We start from the raw sequence: 19,953 nt of genomic DNA on the forward strand, positions 1-19,953 counted from the left end.
CGGTGCATCAGGCGTCGGACGGCGTGGGCTGCTCGTCGGAGATCTGACGGAGCGTGGCCACCATGGACACCTCCGGCCAGTACTTCGCGTGCAGGTCGGCGAAGTCCTGCTGTCCGGCGATCGCCTCCTCGACGGTGTCGTACTGCAGCAGCGCCCACCCGCCGACGACCTCCTTGGCCTCGGCGTAGGGGCCGTCGACCCGGGTGACCTCGCCCTGGCGGACCACGAAGTTCACCGCGTCCTCGGTGCCGTACAAGCCACCGCCGTCCAGGAAGACGCCCTTGGCGGCCTGCTCGCCGATGTAGGCGTCCATCGCATCGAACAACGCCTGCGGCGGCGTTCCGACCGCCGCGCCCTCTTCCATCCGTACCAGTCCCATGAAACGTGGCATATCGATCAGTCCTTCTGTGAGCGGTTTCTTGCACTGTCGCACGGACGTCGAACGAGGGACCGCCACTTCGACATCGGCCCGGAAGATTTTTCCGAGTCAGGCGGAGGGGGCGTCGAACCAGCGCAATAACCGCAGGTCGGAGTCGGGTTCGGCCGCGGCGAGCGCGGTCCATGCCCGGTCGGCGCGGGCGCGGGCGCGGGTGCCCGCCCAGTCCGCGGGGAGCAGTTCCGGAGGCAGCAGGGGGTCGGATTCGTGGGCCCGGGTGAACTCGGCGACCAGGGCCACCGTCATCGCCAGCCGGTCGGCGTGACCGGCCTCGCTGACCCGGTCGAGCGCCTCGTCCGCGAGCACCGCGAGCCGACGGTGCCCGTCGGCCAGCTCGTCGAGCGGCCACAGGCGCGCCGCCGCTGCCGCGCCGCGGGCACCGCCCACGTCGAGGTCGGAGGTACTCAGGGTCGTGAGGTAGGTGGAGGCGCCGAGCTCGGCGGCGGTGCCGCGGAGCGCCTCCTCCCAGGCATGCGGCGATGCGTAGAGACCGCCCTGCACCGGGGCCCCGCCGAGCGCGAGGATCGCATCCCGCAGCCCGGTCCGGGCCTCGCGGGCCGACTCCGGGACGCCGAATCCGGCCAGGTGCCACACCCCGTCCCATGGCGCTTCGCCGCGATCCTGCGCGTACATCAACCGCACGTGCTCCCGGTCCGGCTCGATCCCGGCCCGCGTGGCGTCGGTCGCGGTGAGGACCGCGCCGCGCCCGCGGCCGCTGTGCGTGAACCGTCCCTCCGCGACGAGTCGTTTGATCGCCAGCCGCACCTGCTGATCGCCCATGCCGAGGAGTCCGGCCACCTCGTACAGCTCGCCCGCATCGATGGTGGCGTCCGAACGCAGCATCGATTCGATGAGCGCGCGGGTGCTGATCACGCCGTCAGGCATCCGGGCTCCTCCTCGACGACGATCCGGGTTCCCGGAAACGCTACCGCCAGATCGCCGAACAGGCGGGGCCGGTCGACGATCGCATCGGGCGGGTGCACGCCCGGGGGATTCGGGCCGTCCACGAGTTGGACGGCGATCAAGGCGGCGGGGACCCCGGTGATCGCCGCCATATCGGCGAACAGTCCGCCCCCGGCAGGCGATTCCAGCCGGGCGAGCACCCGCCGCGGCGCGCCGTCGGCTGTGCCGTCCGCCGCCGCGAAGAACGCGGGCAGATCCCCGGCGGATCGCCGGTACCGCCCGAAACCGCCGGGGAGCGAGCGGATCACGCGCAGTGCCGACGGTGCACCGAGCAACCCGGCAGCGTCCTCAGGGGTGAGTGCTCCGGAGTCGATGTCGCGCCGCAGGACGTCGAGGTAGGCGGCGGTGCCGGGGCGGAGCAGCATGAGGCACGCGGCATCTCCCGACGGGGACACGGTGCGCGACAGCGTGATCGGTTCCGGGTGGCCCACGGTGTATCCGGTGCCGCTGCGCCCACCGGGCAGCTGCAGCGGAACCGGGCGCAGTGGTCGGCGATGCACGCGTGTGCCGTCCCGGATCTCCGCGACCCGGCCGCTGCACTGGTGCATCCAGTGCACCGCGGCCGCTCCGGCGGTGAGATCGCCGTCGTCGCCCCGTGCGGCCGCCGACGTGCCCGCATCCACGGGCCACGCGGTGTACACGTGGCGCACCGCGTCCAGCCGGGCCGCCGCGTCGGCCGCCAACAGGGTGCTCAGTCCGGGGCTCGCGCCCGCGCCGACCACCGCGCACACCCCGGCGCGCCGGGCGTCCGCATCGAGGTCGAGGAGCTCCAACGTGGGCTCCCAGTCGTCGCAGATGTCGACGTACCCGGTCCCGGTCTCGATCGCCGCCCGCAGCACGGCGACGCCGTACCGGTAGAACGGCCCGACGGTGCTGAGCACGAGGTCGACCTCCGGGAGCAGCGCGCGCAGGGCGGGGCCGTCGGTCACGTCGAGGCGGCGCGCCGTCACGCCCGCCCGACGGTCCGCGAGGCGCCCCGCCAGATCCGCCGCACGGCGGGCATCGCGGTCGGCGACGAGCAATCCGCCGATCCCGGGCAGATCGGCCAGGGTCGCGGCGGCCCGCGCGCCCATACCGCCGGCGCCGAGCACCGCGACCCTCATCGGGCGCCCTGCTGCTGCGTGAACCGCGTGAGCAGATCCAGGTAGCCGGGGGCGTAGATCGAGCGCGGCGCGAAGATCGCGCGGGCCGCGACGGTGAGCTCGTCGGCGCGGTACTCGATGTCATCGCGGGTGATGCTGTGGGTGGCACCGGGGAAGCGGTGCTCGGTGAGCAGCCCGGGGCGCATCCCCGCCTCGTACGCGCGGGCGGTCTCGTCGACGTCCACGTTGCGGTCGGCGTCGCCCAGGATCAGCAGTGTGGGCACCGCGATCGCCGGGATGGCGGGGGTGACATCGGCGCGGAAGTTCCGCTCGACGAACCCCCACCGGTCCGCGGACATCGGCGGATCGTCGACCGTCGACGCGAGGTAGGTCCCGTAGTCGGCCCCTTGCCGGAGGAGGGCCACGCTCGCGGCCCGACGGTCCAGGGCCCGCGTCCGGTCCTCGTCGGAGGCGCCGGCCGCCCTGAGTTCGGCGAGGGTGTTGTACTCGCCCTGGCGCAGCCAGTTGACCGCGGCGCCGACCAGGATGAGGAACCGGATGTCGGGGCGACGGGCGGAGATCTCCGGCAGCACCCAGCCGGCCTGGCTGACGCCCCAGGCGCCGATCCGGGAGCGATCGATGTCCGGGCGTCCGCGCGCCCAGTCCAGGGCCGCCGCGACCTCCGCGCCGCGGTCGGCCAGGGACTGCTGCAGCCAGTTGCCCGGGGAACCGTCGACCCCGGCCTTGTTCCACGCCAGCGTGGCGAAACCGGCCTTCGCGAAGGCCTCGGACAGCGGTTTGTAGCCGTCGTCGCGGGTGGCGTTCGCGGCGCCGTCGCCGTGCACCATGACCACGAGGCCGTGCGGCCCGGAGCTGCCCTTCGGTGTGGTCAGCAGACCGTCGAGGCGGCCCTCGGTGTGGGCGTCGGGGGCACTGCCGCCCGCGGCGAGCGCGTCGGTGACGGGGATGGTGACCCGTTGCTCGTCGTAGCCGAAGGTGTTCGCCCCCACGACCCAGGCACCGCCGCCGAGTACCACGACGACCGCCAGGAGGAGCGCGCCGAGAGCGTAATACCGACTCTTCATGAAACTATCGTAGCAAAAACGATCGAAATTAAGAAGATAGTTCTAGACGTGATGCTCCAGCAGGCCGATCATCAGCGCCTTGCACTCCGCGAGCACGTTCCCCTCCTGATCCGAGAGGGTGGCCGCGACGTAGATCTTGCGGCCCTCCACCCGATCCACCCAGCCGTCCACGATCAGCTCGGGTCCCACGGGGGCCACGCGCCAGTAGGAGACGTTGAGGTAGGCGGTGCGGGCCAGCGGATGGCCGCCGCTGTAGACGATCCAGCCGAGGTGCTCGTCGAAGACGTTGGCGATCATGCCGCCGTGCGCGGCGTTGTTGCCGCCCACGTGCGCCCGGCGGAACCGGAGCAGCGAGCGCACGCCGCTCTCGTCGAACTTCACCATCCGCCAGGGCGTCTGCATCGCGCTGCCGCGGCCCGGCAGATCGGACACCCGGTTCGCGGGCCCGTCGCCCTCCTTGACCTCCCGGTACGGTTCGAGCGTGTCGACCGCCTCCCGGACCTGCGCGGCGGCCGCGGCGTAGGCGGCATCGTCGGCATCAGCGGCCACGGACAGATCGAGCAGGTCGCGAACGGCTTCGACGAATCCACCGAAGGAGGGCGGCGCCTCCCTGGGCTGGAACTTCGGGAATTCGGAGCGGCGGTCCACGCGGCGGGGGGTCTCGGAGGTGCTCACCGTCCGAGGTTAGCGCAGCGAATTCGGCTGCGCTCAGTGGGATTCGAGCACGGGCAACGGCGGCAGCGGCGTCTCGTAGAGCCAGGTGCGCCACAGGTCGCGCAGCGGCTCCGGGCTGTGCTTCGCGGCGAGTGTGACGAGGTTCTCGGTGGTCACCGATTCGTGCGCGTACTCCGAGGTCCATTCGTGCAGCAGCGTGAAGAAGGCCGGATCGCCCAGCGCCACCCGCAGAGCGTGCACGGTGATTGCGCCGCGCTTGTACACGCGGTCGTCGAACATGTCGTCCGGGCCCGGATCGCCGATCAGGATGTTCGCGGGCGAGTTCGCGAGCTTGGCGTAGTAGCGCGCCACCATCTGCTGTGTGGTGGCCTCGCCGCACTCCTGCGCCCACAGCCACTCGGCGTAGCAGGCGAAACCCTCGTGCAGCCAGATGTCCTTCCAGCGGGTCAGGGTCAGGGAGTTGCCGAACCACTGATGTGCCAGCTCGTGCGCCACGAGTCGCTCCGCGTCGCGGGTCCCGTCGCAGTGGTTGGCGCCGAAGATCGACACCGTCTGCGCCTCGACCGGGATCTCCAGTGTGTCGTCGGTGATCACCACGGTGTACTCGGGGAACGGATACGGCCCGAACCAGCGGGTGAACGCGCGCATGATGCGCTCCTGGTTGCCGAAACTGCGCTCGAACTGGCGGCGCAGCCGCGGCGGCAGCACCGCCCGGATGGGCACCGGCTTCTCGGCCACCTTCACCGACTCGTAGGCGCCGATCTGGATGGTCGCGAGGTAACTCGCCATCGGGGCCGCCTGCTCGAAGACCCAGGTGGTGTGGCCCGCCGCCACTCGCCGGGAGGTGAGCACGCCGTTCGAGACCACGCGGTACGGCGAGTCCGTGGTGATCTCGATCCGGTACGAGGCCTTGGAGGCGGGATGGTCGTCGCACGGGAACCACGACGGTGCGCCGCTCGGCTGCGAGGCCACGATGACGCCCTCGGTGAGCTCCTCCCAGCCCACCTCGCCCCATGTGGAGCGGATGGGGCGGGGAGTGCCGGCGTACCGGATGGACAGCGTCATCGCGGCGCCCGCGGGCACCTCCGTCGCAAGCGTGATGTCGAGCTTGCCGCCGCGCTGCGTGAACCGAGCCGGACGGCGACCGTTCACCGAGACCTTCGACGCGGCAAGGGAATCGGACAGATCCAGCGAGAATCGGCGCAGCGGTTCCGAGGCGGTGGCGGTGATCTCCGCCTTGCCCGCCAGGCGGTTGCTGGACACCTTGTACTCGATCTCCAGGTCGTAGCGGGAGATGCGGTAGCCGGGATTGCCGTGGCCGGGGATGTAGGGATCGACGGCGCGGGCGTGCTGGAGGTTCGGCGCGGCACCGGGCCTCGGCTTCGCCGACTTGCGCACCACGGTCCGCACCTTCCTCTCGCTGGGCTTCGGGTCGCTACCTTACCGGCGGCCCGGTGCGGCCGCCGCGCGCCGGGCCGGTCGATGCTGCATTGGGACTGTGATGTGACGTATCGATCAGCGGCGCTTGCGGAGGGTGACGGTGGGGACGCCGTGGCCCGCAGGCGGGGCTTCGGGGGCGGAGGCCTGGTAACCGGCGCGCTCGTAGGTGCGGATGTTGCGTGCACTCCCCGCGCCGGTGAACATCAGGAACTCGCGGGTGTCCTCGGGTGCGAGCGCCTCCATCAGGGCGATGAGCTGCGTGCCCAGGCCGCGGCCGGCCAGATCCGGTGCCACCATGAGGCGCCCGATGTGCCACGTCCCGTCGGCCTCGGCGCGGCCCCGTCCGGCACCCACCAGTCGGCCGTCGAGCCGCATCACCACGGTGGTCCACTCGGAGGCCCAGGCCAGGATGTCGTCGTGGGTCTCGGTGAGCGGAGGGATCTGCAGGCTGTCGTTGGCGAGGGCCTCCTGCACCCAGCAGCAGCGCTGCAGGACCAGCAACTCCGCTACATCGGAGGGGCTGAACGGGGCGATCTGGAAACCGTCGGTCACCGTCACACCGTAGTCGCGAGAGTGGGGTCCGTGAGCACCGCCGGGATCACGAACCGGCGCAACAGGTCCTCCTCGGCCCCCGGATCGGCCTCCGGGTGGGAGAGCAGCGAGACCACCACCCGGACCAACCAGCGCGCCGCAGCCGGCGCGCTCTCGGCATCGGAGGCGCCCGTCAGCTCGCTGAGCAGGCCGAAGGCGACCGCATCGATCCCCGCCGAACGGGAGGCGAGGCCACCCGCCGGCGGTTCGTCGACCGCGAACCACGCCGCCAGTGCGGGCGCGGCCCGCACCTGCTCGACCGCGGTGAGGAGGGCGCGCACCAGGCGCTCGCCCGGATCGTCGATCGCCGCGACCCGCTCGCGCACCGTCGCCGCCACGGCCTGCGCCTCGCGCTGGACGAAGGCGGCGTGCAGGGCCTGCCGGTTGGGGAAGTAGCGGTAGAGCGTGGCGCGCGAACAGCCCGCGGCCTGCGCCACCTCGGCCATGCCCACCGCGGCCACCCCGTCGCGCGCGAAGAGCTCGGAGGCCGAGGCCAGGATGCGGTCGGCGGCGTCACGTTCGCGGGCGGCCTGCCAGTTCACGTGCGCACCCGCAGCGAGACGGGCCGGCGCACGTAGTTGCCCGGCGCCCAGGTGAGGGATTCGGCATCGACCTCGAGATCGGGGACGCGGGTCAGCAGCTCGTGCAGTGCCACCCGTGACTGCATGCGTGCCGCGGCGGCGCCCAGACAGTGGTGATTGCCCTGCGCGAAGGTGAGGATCTCGCGCGGCCGGCGGGTCACGTCGAGCTCCTCGGAGCGCGGGCCGAAGACCCGCTCGTCCCGGTTCGCGCTCGCGTACAGCAGGAGGGTCTTGCGCCCGGCGGGGATTCTCACGCCCTCGATCGTGACATCCCGGGTCGGCGTGCGGGCGAGCCCCTGGACGGGCGAGGTGAGCCGGAGGAACTCCTCGATCGCGTCCGGGATCAGGTCCGGATCGCCGGCGAGCAGTCGCCACTGATCGCGGTGGCGCGAGAGCATCTCGACGGCGCCGCCGAGCATGCCGGTGGTGGTGTCGTTGCCGCCGGTCACCATCGTGAAGGCGAAGCCGAGGATGGACAGCAGTCCGCTCACGTCACCGTCGGCCCCGTATCCGGCCTCGACCAGGTGGCTGATGGTGTCGTCGCCGGGCTCGCGGCGACGGCGCTCCACCAGCTCGCCGAAGTAGCCCATGAGCTCGCCGATCGCGGTGGCCACCTCCGGCCCCATGGCGGCGATGTCGGTACCCGCCTCGGCGGCGGCGCCGACGATGCGTTCGGTCCAGTCGTCGAACCGCGCCCGGTCCTCCTCGGGCACACCGAGGTAGTGCGCCACGACCATGCTGGGGAGCGGTTTGAACAGTGTCGCGACGATGTCGCCGCCGCCCTCGGCGCGGAGCCGCTCGATGCGTTCCACCACGAAGTCGCGGACCGCGGGTTCGACGGCGGTCACCTGGCGCGGAGTGAATCCTCGGGAGACCAGGCGTCGGAACTCGGTGTGCTGCGGCGGGTCCTGCATCACCATCGGCGGATTGTCCTGCAGGCCGGTGCGTTCCAATTCTCCGTACACCGTGGTGAGTCCGGATGCCGAGGAGAAGGTGGCGCTGTCGCGCAGCGCCGCCAGGACATCGGCGTGGCGGGCGAGCACGTAGTAGTCGCCGTCCTCGCCGGTGTCGACGTGGTGCACCGGCTCGTGCTCGCGAAGTGAGCGGTACATCGGCCACGGATCGGCCCAGGTCGCGCCGGACCGAGGGGTGTAACGATGAGACATTGATGCCGTCATGTCTCGATTGTTGGGCGATCGGATCAGATTGTCAATGCTTCGACGTAGTGGCTGATGCGGCCCCGGGCCACCACGGGGTGGAAGCGCCGTCGTGCTTCGCGGTGCGGTACCAGGGCCGGGCGGCCGTCCCGCCGATACACCAGGACCGAGTGCCAGGGCGTGGCCCAGGCCCCGTCGGCGGCGTCGATCAGCCGGATGCCGAACTTCTCCGATCCCGGCGCCTGCGGATGGATCGACAGGCGGACCGCGTCCGGTTTGACGTGCGCCAGCAGATCGCCCCATGCGCGACTGAGGCGGAGCAACTCGTACGCCCTGCGCTTCGCCGCGCGTTGCAGCTGAGATTTCGAGCCGGACCACTCGGCGGTGTCACCCACCATGAACCGGGTCATCCCCTGCAGCATCCGCGCGGTCTGCGGTTCGGCGAGCACTGCGCGACGCACCTCCTCGCGGGTCGGCGCCCACTCCCGGTCCAGGCGGTCGCGCTTGGTGGCGAAAGCCTCGGTCTCCCAGATGGAGTCGAGACCGAAGGTGCTCACGTGAGACAGGCCCTCCGCGGTGATCATCTCGCGCAGTGCGGCGTTGTACGCGGTCACCACCGCGTCGGGCACGCCGATCACATCGGTGAAGACGTGTCCGTCGGAGCAGACCACGATGCGGGCGCCGGGTGGATGGATCCGAGTGATCTGTCCGGCCCACGCGTCGAGGTTGCGCAGGGCGACCCGTTCCCCCTCGTCCGGCAGATGGCCCGCCACCTTGTCGGGATTCGGCGACTTGCACGGGAAGGCGGGCAGCACGAACTCGATCGGTGCCTGCGCCGCGATGCGCTCGCGGATCGCCGCCAGTTGGACGGGCCAGTCGGCGGCCCGGTCGCCGCCGTCGCCGGCCACCCGGCGCCACGGGAGCAGGACTCGCAGGACGTCCTCGGCTCGATCGCTCACGCGCGCACACCGTCGTAGGTGACCGGGAGGCTGCGGATCCCGCGCGCCAGCGGCGCATGGAAGTACTCCAGATCGTCGACGGTGCACGCCAAGCGGAGCCCGTCGAGCCGGGACACCAGCGCGGTCAGCGCCTCCTGCAGTTCGATCCGTGCGAGCGCCGCCGCCGGACAGTAGTGCGCGCCGTGCCCGAAGGCCAGGTGCGGGTTGGGGGAGCGCTGCAGGTCCACCGCGTGCGGGCAGGCGAACCGTGCCGGATCGCGGTTGGCGGCCATGAGCGAGACGATCACCGAATCACCGGCGGGCACCGTGTGCCCGCCGTACTCGGTGTCCCGATCGAAGAACCGCCAGGTGGTCAGGACGAAGGCGCTCTCGCGGCGCAGCAGCTCCTCGACCGCGGTCGCGATCCGATCCGGATGCGCGCGCAGATCGGCCAACTGATCGGGATGCTGCAGCAGCGCGAGCACCGAGAGCGCGAGCTGATTGGTCACCGGGTCCTGTCCGGCCGCGAGCAGCTGGAAGATCATCGACCGCAGTTCGTCGCGGTCGATCTCGCCGGCCTGCTCGGCCGCCACCAACCGGGCGAGCAGACACTCGGGATCGCCGCCGCCGTCGGCGAAATGGTCCATCACATCGGCGATGAAACCCTCCAGCCCGCGGAGCAGCTCCTCGTACCGGGGACGGCGAGGATCGTCGGGTCCCACCGGTGCCACCACCCCGCCCCAGGCCGGGTCGAACCGGTACACGTGGTGGGGCGGCAGGCCGATCGCATCGGCGAGCGCCAGGAGGGGGAGCTTCGCGGCGAACCGTGCGACCAGGTCGACGGTGCCGGACGCGGGGAGGCCGTCGATCAGTGCGCGCACGTGCCGCGCGATCGACGGTCGCTGCTGTTCGGACCGCCGGGCGGTGAACGCCCCCGTGACCAGTGCGCGCATCACGGTGTGCCGCGGCGGATCCTGATGCAACAGGTGCGCCTGCAGCCGGCTGTGCTGCGGTTCCGCCATGACCGACGCCCGGGCCCGCCAGTTCGCGTTGCCCCGCGAATGGTCCTTGCCCAGACGCTCGTCGGTCAGTGCCGCGACGGCCGCGTCGTATCCGGTGACCAGCCAGGCGTGCACCGCCGGGAAGTCGACGGGGTGCACCGGTCCCGCGGCGGTGAGCTCGTCGAAGACGGTGTGCGGGGCGCGGTAGTAGGCGTCACCGTGAAGCGGGACGCGCGGGGGCGTGACGGAGGGGCGCATGTAAGAGGAGTCGGATGCGGGCGGCGGGAAGTTCCCGGCGATCAGGCCTCGGGTCGCGCATCGTCCCCGAGGTAGTCGACCGCCACGAGGAGACGGCCGGTGTTCGGATGGCGGATCACCTCGCCGCGCACCCCGAAGACGTCGGCGAGCAGGTCCCGTGTCAACACCTCGGCGGGGGTGCCGCCGGCCACGATCCGGCCCTCGGAGAGCACGTGCAGCCGATCGCACACGGCCGCGGCCGCGTTGAGGTCGTGCACTGTGATCAGCGTGGTCGTGGCCCGGCGCGTGAGCAGCGTCAGCAGCTGGGCCTGGTGCGCGAGATCGAGGTGATTGGTCGGCTCGTCGAGCACCAGGACCCGGCCGTTCTGCGCGAAACACCGTGCCAGCAGGGCCCGCTGCCGCTCGCCGCCCGACAGCGACGCGAAACTGCGATGCGCGAGCGGGAGCAGTGCGGCATCGGCGAGAGCGGTGTCGATGCGGTCGCGGTCCTCGGCGGATTCGCGGCCGAACCTGCCCTGATGTGGAATCCGGCCCAGCGCCACCACATCGCGCACCGTCAGATCGAACTCGGAGCCCCGTTCCTGCGGCATCGCCGCGATCCGCCGCGCGGTCTCGCCCGGCGAGAGCGCGCGCAGGTCCTCGTCGCCGATCAACACCGAACCCGCCGAGGGCTTCAGATGCCGGTAGACGGTGCGCAGCAGGGTGGATTTACCGCTGCCGTTCGGGCCGATCACCCCGGTGATCTCACCGGGCCGCGCGAGCACGGAGACGCCGCCGAGGATGGTCGCGCCGTCCAGGGTGACCGCGACCTCGCGGACCGTGATGCCACTCATGCGATCCGCCGCTGCGACCGCGACACGAGGTACAGCAGGACCGGCGCACCGATCAGCGCCGAGACCACGTTGACCGGTAGTTCCTGGTCGATCACACGGGTCGCGAGCCGGCACAGCAGGTCGACCGCGCACAGCAGGACCGCACCGCACAATGCCGCCGCCGGGATCACGCGGCGGTGATCGGCGCCCACCAGGAACCGGGCGATGTGCGGAATCACCAGGCCGACGAAGCCGATCGCGCCCGAGAAGGCCACCATCACCCCGGTCATCAGGCTGGTGATCACGAAGACCGCAGTGCGGACCCGGCCGGCACGGATGCCGAGCCCGTGGGCCGTCTCATCGCCCATCGCGAGCGCGTTGAGCGGCCGAGCCAGGCCGAACAGCACGACGCAGCCGAGCAGCACCGTGGCACCGACGATCGGGACCGCCGGGCCGATGGCGCCGGCGAGGCTGCCCATCAGCCAGTGCAGGATGCCCTGCGTCTGATTGATGTCCTTCGACTGCAGCACCAGGAAACTGGTGAACGAGGAGAGGATCTGTCCGATCGCGACCCCGGCGAGCACGAGCCGCAGCGGAGCCACGCCCGGTCCGCGCGCGCCCACCAGCCACACCGCGGCGAAGGCCAGCAAGGCGCCGGCGAAGGCCGCCGCGGGCAGCGAGAACATCGGGGGGAGGAGCGATCCCGCCACGCCGCCGCCGGTCACCAGCGCCGCGACCGCGCCGAGCGAGGCGCCGGAGGAGATGCCGAGCAGGTACGGATCGGCCAGCGGATTGCGCACGATGGCCTGCACGGCGACGCCCACCACGCCGAGCCCCGCACCGATCAGCGCCGCGAGCACGGGCCGGGGGAAGCGCACCCGCCACACGATGATCTCGGTGCTGCCCTCGACCATCGGGCGGCCGGTCAGCTGGTGCAGCAGTATCCGCCAGACATCGCCGAGCGCGATATCCGTGGAGCCGTAGCTGACGCCGAGCGCGATCAGCAGGACGAGCAGCGGTACGCCGACCGCCCACAGTGCCGGAAGGCGCACCGAGCGGATCATCGAATTCCGTTGAGTGCGTTCGCCAGAGTGGTGACCATCGTGGCGTTCTCGACGCCGGGCAGCGACATGTCCTCGGCGAAGGCGCGCACGATCCGGTTCTCGCGCACCGCGGTCAGGCCGGCGGTCCGCGGATCGGCGCGCAGCTTCGCCACCGCGGCCTCGTACGCGGCGTCGACCTTGGCATCGGAGTCCTGCCGGGTCACGGCGAGCACGATCAGGTCGGGGGAGGTGGCCACCACTGTTTCCCACGGGGCGGCGAACTGCGCCTTATCGGTCCGATCGAAGACGTTGCGGCCGCCCGCCAGCGCGATGACGGCGTTGGCGATCTGCCGGTTGCCCACGCTGGTGGCCTGCGCATCGTCGCGGCCCGGGGTGAGGTACAGCACCGACGGACGGTGGTTGGGGGCCTTCGGCGCACCGTCGACCGCGGCCTGCATCCGCTCGATCAGCCGGTCGCCGTCGCCGCGCCGGTCCACGAGGGCGGCGAGCGAGCGGATGTCCTGTTCGACCTCGCCGAGATCGGTGACCGGCTTGTTCTGCGTTGCGGCACAGGCCGACGAGCGCAGCACGATCCGCTGCATCTTGGCCGCGGCGAAGTCCGCCGCGGACGGTCCGGGCACCCCCATCATGACCATGCCGTCGTACGGGTCGACGTACACCTGCGCACCGGAGGTGAGGAGCTTCTCCTTATCGGCGGCGCGGGCGCCGAGTGAGGGGACGCGCGTGGCCTCCTCGCGGACATCGGCCGGCAGGGTCTTCGCGCCGTCGGACCACGCGGTCCCGACCACCTTGTTCCCGGCCCCGAGGCGGAGCAGGAGCTCCAGTGCCGCAGTGTTTCCGGTCGCGATCGCATCCGGGGTGCGGTCGACCTTCACGGTGCTCCCGTCGCACAGCGTGAAGTCGGCGCCCTGTGCCGCAGGCGACGGTGCCGATTCGACCGGGGAGCAGCCGGCGATCGCCGATCCCGCTGCCAGCGCGACGATCAGACTCCGGACGGGAACGGACGGCATGGCTTCTCCTCGATCATCCGGCCGCACGCGCTGTGCGGACCGAGTCCGCGGCCTCGCCGTGGACGAGTGCGTGCAGGTCGGCCCGGGCGCGCGCGACCCGCGAGCGGATGGTGCCCACCGCGCAGCCCACGATCTCGGCGGCCTCGGCGTAGCTGAACCCGATCACCTGGGTCAGCACCAGCGCCTCACGCCGGTCGGCGTCGATGCGGTCGAGCAGATCGCGCAGCTCGACGCGGGCGTGCTCGGGCACATCGCGTCGGGGTGCGCCGTCGGTGAGGCCGTCGAGGTCGGAACCGTCGCCCACCGCCAGGCTGGGACGGGCGCAGCGGTGCCGGATCGCGTCGACCACCACATGCCGGGCGATGCTCGCTAGCCAGGTCCGCGCCGACGAGCGGCCCTCGAACCGGTGCAGCGCCCCGAACGCGCGCAGGTAGGTCTCCTGCACCAGATCGTCGGCCTCCGCCGCACCGGCGACGAGCACGATGAATCGCCGCACATCATGTTGAGTGAGCGCGACGAAGTCGGCGAGGGCGGCACCGTCGCCCCGACCGGCGCGCAGGGCAGCGCCGGTCGCGGCGCTCACCTCGGCTTCGTCGTTCGGCATAGGGGCATTGAACGTGATCTCGCGAACCGGTCATACCCGCTGAGGGTATGGTCGCCCGAATGCTTCCGTAACGGAATCATCGCAGGTGAGAATGGTTGCGATTCCCGGGAACCATCCCGCCTTCCGAGACGACTAATACCGTAGGGCAGGGTGTGGGTCCGGAGCGCAGAGGAGGGTGCGATGCACTGCGAGTCGTGGCGCGGAGCCCTGTCCGCGGAGCTCGACGGTGAGCTCGGTCCCGCCGAGCGGGCCGCCCTGGTGCGGCACCTCGGCGAGTGCGCCGCGTGTGCCGCGTGGCTGGAGCAGGGCCGCCGCCTCGGCCGCCGCCTCGCCCTGCGCCCGGTGGAGAGCGCCCCTGACCTGCACGCGCGGCTGCTGCCGCTGGTCGATCTGCGCACCATCTGCGGCTGCGGCGACACCTGCCGCTGCGAGCCCGAGTGCACCTGCGGCGACCTCTGCGCCTGCCGCTCGACGCACTGAGCCCGCCGCCGCGATCAGTCGCGCTTGCGCTTGCCCTGGTTGAACACCCACGGTGAGATCGGATTGCCCTGCCACTTGGTGTTCGGCGGCACGGAATCGCCGCGCATCACCAGCGACGCGGGGCCGACCGTGGCACCGTCGCCCACCGACGATGCGGGCAGCGCCACGCAGTGCGGTCCCAGCGTGGCGCCCTTGCCCAGCACCACGGTGTCCATGGCCATGATCCGGTCGTGGAACAGGTGGGTCTGGACAACGCAGCCGCGGGAGACGGTCGCGGCATCGCCGAGCGTCACCAGATCCGCCTCCGGTAGCCAGTAGGTCTCGCACCACACGCCGCGGCCGATCTTCGCGCCCAGCATCCGCAGCCACAGGTTGAGGATCGGCGTGCCGGTGGCCGCGTGCGCGAACCACGGGGCCGCGACGCACTCGACGAACGCGTCCGACAGCTCATTGCGCCACACGAAGGAGCTCCACAGCGGATGCTCCTCGCGGCCGATCCGGCCCACCACCAACCACTTCGCGGCCGCGGCGACGCAGCACGCGACCGCGCCCGCCACCAAGAGCACGACGCCCGACAGCAGCGCCGCGAGCCACCAGCCCACGTTGATCACGAAGTAGTTCAGCGCCACCAGCACGCCCAGGCCCAGGCCGAAGCTCACGAACACCGCGAGCAGGCGTGCGGTCTCGACGCTGCCGCGGGCGAACCGCAGCGCGCGCGACGGGTTGTAGGTGAACGTGGAATCGGTGTTCCCGGCCGTGCGGCGCAGGCGCACCGGAGGGCTGCCCAGCCACGAACTTCCGCTCTTGGCCTTCGACGGGGTGGCGCTCAGCACAGCCACCAGGCCGTCCTTGGGCACCCGGCGGCCCGGTCCCGTCATTCCCGAGTTGCCGAGGAAGGCGCGCTTGCCGATCTTCGCCTCGTCGATGCGCATCCAGCCGCCGCCCAGCTCGTAGCTGCCGACCATGGTGTCGTCGGCCAGGAAGGAGCCGTCGCCGATCGAGGTGAACTTGGGAATGACCATCGCCGTGGAGATCTCGGCGTCCTTGCCCACCTTGGTGCCGAGCATGCGGAACCAGATGGGCGTGAGCAGCGAGGCGTACAGCGGGAACAGGAAGGTGCGGGCGGCATCCATCAGGCGCTCGGTGGCCCACACCTGCCAGCCCACCCGGCTGCGCACCGCGTGGTAACCCGGCTTGAGCCCGATCGACAGCAGGCGCACCGCGATGAGGGTGAGCAGGGCGTACACCACCAGCGAGACGATCACCGCGATCGGCAGTGCCGGAAGCGCCTGCTGCGTGGCCTCCTTGAGGTTGCTCGCGTCCTTGACCACCCACCCGAGCAGGGCGAGTCCGGCGCCGATGGCGAGCATCGGTAGGCCGGCCAGGAGAATCGAGCTGACGCCGTAGATCCACACCCACTGGGGCTTGCGCGGCGGGCGGTCCGAGGGCCACGGATGCTCGGCCTTGCCAATCTTCTCCGCGGGCGAACCGGCCCAGTGCTGCTTGGCCTTCACCTTGCCGAAGACCGCGGACCCTGGGCCCACCTCGGCCCGACGGCCGATCTTCGCACCCGGCAGCAGCGTCGAGCGGGCGCCGATCGAGGCCTCCTCACCGATGCTGATCGCACCGATGTGCAGTTCGTCGCCGTCCAGGTAGTGCCCCGCGAGATCGACCTCGGGCTCCACCGAGCACTGGTCGCCGAGCTCCAGCATGCCGGTGACCGGCGGGAGGCTGTGCAGGTCCACGCCGCGCCCGATCGTGGCGCCGAGCGCGCGGGCGTAGTAGATCATCCACGGTGCGCCGGAGAGGTTCTCGGCACCGGATGCCGCGGTGAACCGCTCCGCGATCCACAGCCGCAGGTGCTCCGGTCCGCCGCGCCGGTACACGCCCGGTTCCAGGCCGCGCAGCAGGAGTCGGCACGCGATCACCGACAGCGTCATCCGGCCGATCGGGGTGATGAACACCAGGAACAGCGCGAGCACAGCCCACCAGTTCAGGGTGGGCAGCAGATCCGAGCCGGTGGCCCAGGCGAAGACGTTGTTGGCGATCGCCATCCATGTCAGCCACTGCAGACCGGTCAGCGTGGTGAGCGGGACCGACAGCACGATCTGGGCGAGTCCCGTCGACCGCGGCGTCGGGCGCACCTCGCGCGGCTCGGCCACCTCGGCGGGGTGCAGCGAATCCAGGTACCCGGCAAGGGATCCCAGGCGCGGGTGGTCGTACAGATCGGCGACGGTGACCGACGGGTACTGCTCGCGCAGCGCGGTCACCAGCTGGGCTGCGCTCAGCGAGCCGCCGCCCTCCGCGAAGAAGTCGGCGTCCTCGCTGGTGATCGCGGCGCCGAGGATGCCCGACCAGCGTTCGGCGACCCATGCCGCGGTGCCGGTCAGATCGCCCGTATCGGTGTCGTCGGCGCCGGGAAGCGGCCAGGGCAGGGCGTTGCGGTCGACCTTGCCGGAGGTGCGGGTGGGCAGCTCGTCCATCAGGGCGAGCCGGGGCACCAGCGCGGCGGGCAGCTGCTCGGCGAGCTGCTCGCGGGCGGCCTTGAGATCGAAGTCGGGGTCGGTGGAGGCGAGGTAGCCCACCAGCATCGAGGTTCCCGCCGAGTTCTTCCGGACCGCGGCGGCGGCACCGGAGACGCCGGGGAGGTTCTGCAGGGCGTTGTCGACCTCGCCGAGCTCGATGCGGCGTCCGCCCACCTTCACCTGGTCGTCGGCGCGTCCCTCGAACAGCAGGCCCTCGGGTTCGAGCCGCACCAGGTCGCCCGAGCGGTAGGCGCGCTCCCAGCCGAGGGTCTCCATCGGCGCGTACTTCTCCGCGTCCTTCGCGGGATCGAGGTAGCGGGCCAGGCCCACGCCGCCGATCACCAGCTCACCGGATTCGCCGACGGCGACCGGTAGCGAGGTCGCGGGATCGACGACCGCGAGGTCCCAACCCTGCAGCGGCAGACCGATGCGGACGGGGCCCTGCCCGTCGAGCGGCGCGGCGCAGGCGACGACGGTGGCCTCGGTGGGGCCGTAGGTGTTCCACACCTCGCGGCCGTCGACGGCGAGCCGCTGCGCCAGCTCGGGTGGGCAGGCCTCGCCGCCGAAGATGAGCAGGCGCACGGCCTCCAGGGCCTCGGCCGGCCACATCGCGGCCAGGGTGGGCACCGTCGACACCACCGAGATGTCGCGGGACACCAGCCAGGGCCCGAGGTCCATGCCGGACCGCACCAGCGAGCGCGGCGCGGGCACCAGGCAGGCGCCGTGCCGCCACGCGAGCCACATCTCCTCGCACGAGGCGTCGAAGGCCACGGACAGGCCCGCGAGCACGCGGTCGCCGGGCTTGAGCGGCTCGTCCTGCAGGAACAGCCGGGCCTCGGCGTCGACGAAGGCCGCCGAGTTGCGGTTGGTGACGGCCACGCCCTTCGGGGTGCCCGTGGAGCCCGAGGTGAAGATGATCCAGGAATCGTCCGCAGGCGTCGGGAGCCGGTTGCCGGGCTGCTCGGTCCCGGCCTCGATGGCCGCGGCGCGCTCCTTGGTCGACGGTGCGCGCCAGAGTCCGTCGCCGGTGAAGATGGCGGCGGCGTCGGCCTCGCCGAAGACGAGGTCGGCGCGCTCCTGCGGATCGTCGGCGTCCACGGGGACGTAGGCGGCGCCGGCGGCCAGCGTGGACAGGATCGCCACGTACAGCGAGCGGTGGCCGGACGGCATGCGCACGCCCACGCGATCACCCGCACGGACGCCGCTGCGGCCGAGGAAGGCGGCGCCCTCCAGCACCTCCTCCCACAGCTCCGAGTAGGTGAGGACGGAGTCACCGTCGTCGATGGCGGGTTCTTCCGGGTACGCCTCGACGGACGCCTCGAGGATGTCGATCAGGGTCCGCGGCGCGGGTGCCAGCGCGGACAACAGGTACTGCGGGGGGATCTCGTTCGGGACCACGGTGGCCGACTTCCTCCGGTGATTACGACGCGGACGACAGAGAACACATCACTTCGCGACGATTGTGTCAGGTCACACCGGGACCGCAGTAGGCGCGGGCAGAGCTACGCTGTTCTTAGAAATACTGGTCAGTAGCAAAGGGAGAAGTCGAGATGGCGGTCATCGCCCATCGTGGCCGGAGCCTGCGTTCGCGCATCGTCCTGTGGTTCGTACGGATCGTGATGAAGACGATCTTCCGGCTGTTCCCCATGAGCGACCGCACACTGCCGCTGCTCCGCGCTGCGGAGCCCTACCTGAGCCGCGTACCCCAGTCGGTCCGCGGTGTACGGATCGAGAAGATCACGCTCGGCGGTGTCCCCACCGAGCTGATCGTCCCCGAGGGCGACGCCGATCCGCACCCGCGCGCCGCGTTGATCTACTACCACGGTGGCGCGTTCATCGGCTGCAACCTCGACACCCATCGCCGGATCGCCGTGCTCCTGGCCCGCGGCCTGCGGGTTCCCGTCTACAACGTGGAGTACCGCCAGTACCCCGACGGCGGAGTGGGCACCTCGGTGGCCGATGGTTTCGCCGCCTACCGTGAGCTGCTCGACTCCGGTGAGGTCGACCGCATCCTGGTGGCGGGCGACTCCGCCGGCGGATTCGTGTGCGCGAAGGTGATCCAGTACGCCGCCGAGGCCGGTATCCAGCGGCCCACCGCCTTCGCCGGCTTCTCGCCCTTCCTCGACATCAGCGCCGTCCTGCCGCGCTCGTCGCGGCACGACGCGATGCTGCCGCTGGGCAAGATCCGCAAGCTGCGCACCGTGCTCGGCCGCGGACCCGAGGAGCTGCGGGGTCCGGAGGACATGACCACGGACGCCACCGCCGCGTACTTCCCGCCGAGCATCCTGTTCGCCGCCGACCGCGAGGCGCTCATGGTCGACTCGCTGGAGCTGCACGCCTCGCTCGACCGGGCGGGCATCCGCAACGAGGTGCACATCTACGACGGCCAGGTGCACGCCTTCGTGGTCAGTGCGGGACTCACCCCCGAATCGTGGGACGCCTACAAGGTGACCGTGGGCTTCCTCTCCGACCGGCTCACCGAGGCCGAGGCGGGGGAGACCGCCGTCCAGGCCGAGCAGGAGCGGCACCTCGCGTCCTAGCGGCCTCCCGCCCGCGAACTTCGGTGCGAAACCGCGGTGATTCCGTCCGCGTGACCGCAGTTCGGCACCGAAGCTGTGAATCGAGAACGTAAACTCGCACCATGACTATTCGTCATCGGAGGCTCTGAGGTGCGCCGCGCGACCGCAGCGCTGTGCGCGTTGGTGGTCGTGATGGGGATCGGTGTGGTGATCCCCGGCGTCGCGGGCACGGCGTCGGCGTGCTCGTGCGCGGTGACGGGTCCGATCCCGCCGGATCTCGTGGTGATCCGCGGTGTTGTGCAAGCGCAGCGCGTCGGATTTCGCGACACGGATCTCCAGGTGCGGGTCAGCTCGATGTACGGAGCTCCACCGGAGAAGGTGACAGTGATCCGCACGCAATCCGCCAACTACACCTCCTGCGGAAGCCGGTTCGATAGCAGCGAGCAGGTGACCCTGGCGGTCAAACGCCAGGATTCGCGCTGGGTGCATCCGGTGTGCGGGAATGCCGTTCTGTCCAGCCCCAGTGGAGCTTCCAGAGACTTGCCGGGCGAATCCCCTGGTCCGGATGCGCCGGAGACTCGGCTGTCGGGTGCGCCGCAGTCGTGGCTGTTCCATCTGCGGCAACCGTTCTATCTCCAGAACCCGGGAGCGATCGCGGGTGCCATCGTTGCGGTGGTAATTCTGGTCGGCTTGGTCGTCTGGATCGGTCCACGATTCCGACGGAGATGAGAC

At 71.2% G+C, this 19,953-nt stretch carries 19 protein-coding genes; 3 read left to right on the plus strand and 16 right to left on the minus strand.

The window, feature by feature from the left end:
• Nucleotides 1-7: 7 nt before the first annotated feature.
• The 15 genes from ABD108_RS06535 to ABD108_RS06605 form a co-directional block, all read right to left on the minus strand.
• On the minus strand, nucleotides 8-391 hold the full coding sequence (locus ABD108_RS06535; protein WP_220657618.1) for a YciI family protein: 384 nt from the start codon (nucleotides 389-391) through the stop codon (nucleotides 8-10).
• Between the two features lie 96 nt (nucleotides 392-487).
• Entirely contained in the window at nucleotides 488-1,321 is an 834-nt protein-coding gene (locus ABD108_RS06540; RefSeq protein ID WP_343929828.1) for a PaaX family transcriptional regulator C-terminal domain-containing protein, read from the minus strand.
• Nucleotides 1,306-2,502: a saccharopine dehydrogenase NADP-binding domain-containing protein gene (locus ABD108_RS06545; protein WP_343929829.1), complete on the minus strand. Its 1,197-nt coding sequence runs from the start codon at nucleotides 2,500-2,502 to the stop codon at nucleotides 1,306-1,308. The genes ABD108_RS06540 and ABD108_RS06545 overlap by 16 nt, the downstream gene beginning before the upstream one ends.
• Nucleotides 2,499-3,566 carry an alpha/beta hydrolase family protein gene (locus ABD108_RS06550; RefSeq protein WP_343929830.1) on the minus strand — a complete coding sequence of 356 codons (1,068 nt, stop codon included), beginning with the start codon at nucleotides 3,564-3,566 and terminating at the stop codon, nucleotides 2,499-2,501. Before ABD108_RS06550 ends, ABD108_RS06545 begins: the two co-directional genes overlap by 4 nt.
• A gap of 42 nt (nucleotides 3,567-3,608) precedes the next feature.
• On the minus strand, nucleotides 3,609-4,241 hold the full coding sequence (locus ABD108_RS06555) for a PaaI family thioesterase (protein WP_255585642.1): 633 nt from the start codon (nucleotides 4,239-4,241) through the stop codon (nucleotides 3,609-3,611).
• A 33-nt stretch (nucleotides 4,242-4,274) separates the two neighbouring features.
• Nucleotides 4,275-5,639 carry a M1 family metallopeptidase gene (locus ABD108_RS06560; protein ID WP_343930082.1) on the minus strand — a complete coding sequence of 455 codons (1,365 nt, stop codon included), beginning with the start codon at nucleotides 5,637-5,639 and terminating at the stop codon, nucleotides 4,275-4,277.
• Between the two features lie 117 nt (nucleotides 5,640-5,756).
• Entirely contained in the window at nucleotides 5,757-6,233 is a 477-nt protein-coding gene (locus ABD108_RS06565) for a GNAT family N-acetyltransferase (protein WP_343929831.1), read from the minus strand.
• Nucleotides 6,234-6,235: 2 nt separating this feature from the next.
• Nucleotides 6,236-6,814: a TetR/AcrR family transcriptional regulator gene (locus ABD108_RS06570; protein ID WP_343929832.1), complete on the minus strand. Its 579-nt coding sequence runs from the start codon at nucleotides 6,812-6,814 to the stop codon at nucleotides 6,236-6,238.
• Nucleotides 6,811-8,031, minus strand: a complete 1,221-nt coding sequence (locus ABD108_RS06575) for a cytochrome P450 (protein WP_305111297.1) — start codon at nucleotides 8,029-8,031, stop codon at nucleotides 6,811-6,813. The genes ABD108_RS06570 and ABD108_RS06575 overlap by 4 nt, the downstream gene beginning before the upstream one ends.
• A 23-nt stretch (nucleotides 8,032-8,054) precedes the next feature.
• Nucleotides 8,055-8,969, minus strand: a complete 915-nt coding sequence (locus ABD108_RS06580) for an L-tyrosine/L-tryptophan isonitrile synthase family protein (RefSeq protein ID WP_343929833.1) — start codon at nucleotides 8,967-8,969, stop codon at nucleotides 8,055-8,057.
• Nucleotides 8,966-10,207 carry a cytochrome P450 gene (locus ABD108_RS06585; RefSeq protein WP_343929834.1) on the minus strand — a complete coding sequence of 414 codons (1,242 nt, stop codon included), beginning with the start codon at nucleotides 10,205-10,207 and terminating at the stop codon, nucleotides 8,966-8,968. The genes ABD108_RS06580 and ABD108_RS06585 overlap by 4 nt, the downstream gene beginning before the upstream one ends.
• Before the next feature lie 41 nt (nucleotides 10,208-10,248).
• A complete protein-coding gene (locus tag ABD108_RS06590) occupies nucleotides 10,249-11,040 on the minus strand; it encodes an ABC transporter ATP-binding protein (protein ID WP_343929835.1) in 792 nt (263 codons plus the stop codon).
• Complete coding sequence (locus ABD108_RS06595) at nucleotides 11,037-12,071, minus strand: FecCD family ABC transporter permease (protein ID WP_343929836.1); 1,035 nt, start codon at nucleotides 12,069-12,071, stop codon at nucleotides 11,037-11,039. Before ABD108_RS06595 ends, ABD108_RS06590 begins: the two co-directional genes overlap by 4 nt.
• A gap of 8 nt (nucleotides 12,072-12,079) precedes the next feature.
• Complete coding sequence (locus ABD108_RS06600; RefSeq protein WP_220657630.1) at nucleotides 12,080-13,093, minus strand: ABC transporter substrate-binding protein; 1,014 nt, start codon at nucleotides 13,091-13,093, stop codon at nucleotides 12,080-12,082.
• Between the two features lie 13 nt (nucleotides 13,094-13,106).
• The gene (locus tag ABD108_RS06605; RefSeq protein ID WP_220657631.1) at nucleotides 13,107-13,697 is read right to left on the minus strand and encodes a sigma-70 family RNA polymerase sigma factor; all 591 of its coding nucleotides are present in this window, start codon (nucleotides 13,695-13,697) and stop codon (nucleotides 13,107-13,109) included.
• A gap of 180 nt (nucleotides 13,698-13,877) precedes the next feature.
• Here ABD108_RS06605 and ABD108_RS06610 point away from each other — a divergent pair, with 180 nt between their 5' ends.
• The gene (locus ABD108_RS06610; RefSeq protein ID WP_343929837.1) at nucleotides 13,878-14,177 is read left to right on the plus strand and encodes a zf-HC2 domain-containing protein; all 300 of its coding nucleotides are present in this window, start codon (nucleotides 13,878-13,880) and stop codon (nucleotides 14,175-14,177) included.
• A gap of 14 nt (nucleotides 14,178-14,191) precedes the next feature.
• Here the strand turns inward: ABD108_RS06610 and ABD108_RS06615 are convergent, their stop codons facing one another.
• Nucleotides 14,192-18,100 carry a Pls/PosA family non-ribosomal peptide synthetase gene (locus ABD108_RS06615; RefSeq protein WP_343929838.1) on the minus strand — a complete coding sequence of 1,303 codons (3,909 nt, stop codon included), beginning with the start codon at nucleotides 18,098-18,100 and terminating at the stop codon, nucleotides 14,192-14,194.
• 152 nt (nucleotides 18,101-18,252) lie between these two features.
• Between ABD108_RS06615 and ABD108_RS06620 the strand changes: the two genes are divergently transcribed.
• Together ABD108_RS06620 and ABD108_RS06625 are read left to right on the plus strand one after the other, a co-directional pair.
• On the plus strand, nucleotides 18,253-19,242 hold the full coding sequence (locus ABD108_RS06620) for an alpha/beta hydrolase (protein ID WP_343929839.1): 990 nt from the start codon (nucleotides 18,253-18,255) through the stop codon (nucleotides 19,240-19,242).
• A 129-nt stretch (nucleotides 19,243-19,371) separates the two neighbouring features.
• Nucleotides 19,372-19,950, plus strand: coding sequence for a hypothetical protein (locus ABD108_RS06625; RefSeq protein WP_343929840.1), 579 nt, complete (start codon nucleotides 19,372-19,374; stop codon nucleotides 19,948-19,950).
• The last annotated feature ends 3 nt before the right edge of the window (nucleotides 19,951-19,953 follow it).

Source organism: Tsukamurella strandjordii (genome assembly GCF_039525985.1).
GTDB classification, from domain to species: domain Bacteria; phylum Actinomycetota; class Actinomycetes; order Mycobacteriales; family Mycobacteriaceae; genus Tsukamurella; species Tsukamurella strandjordii.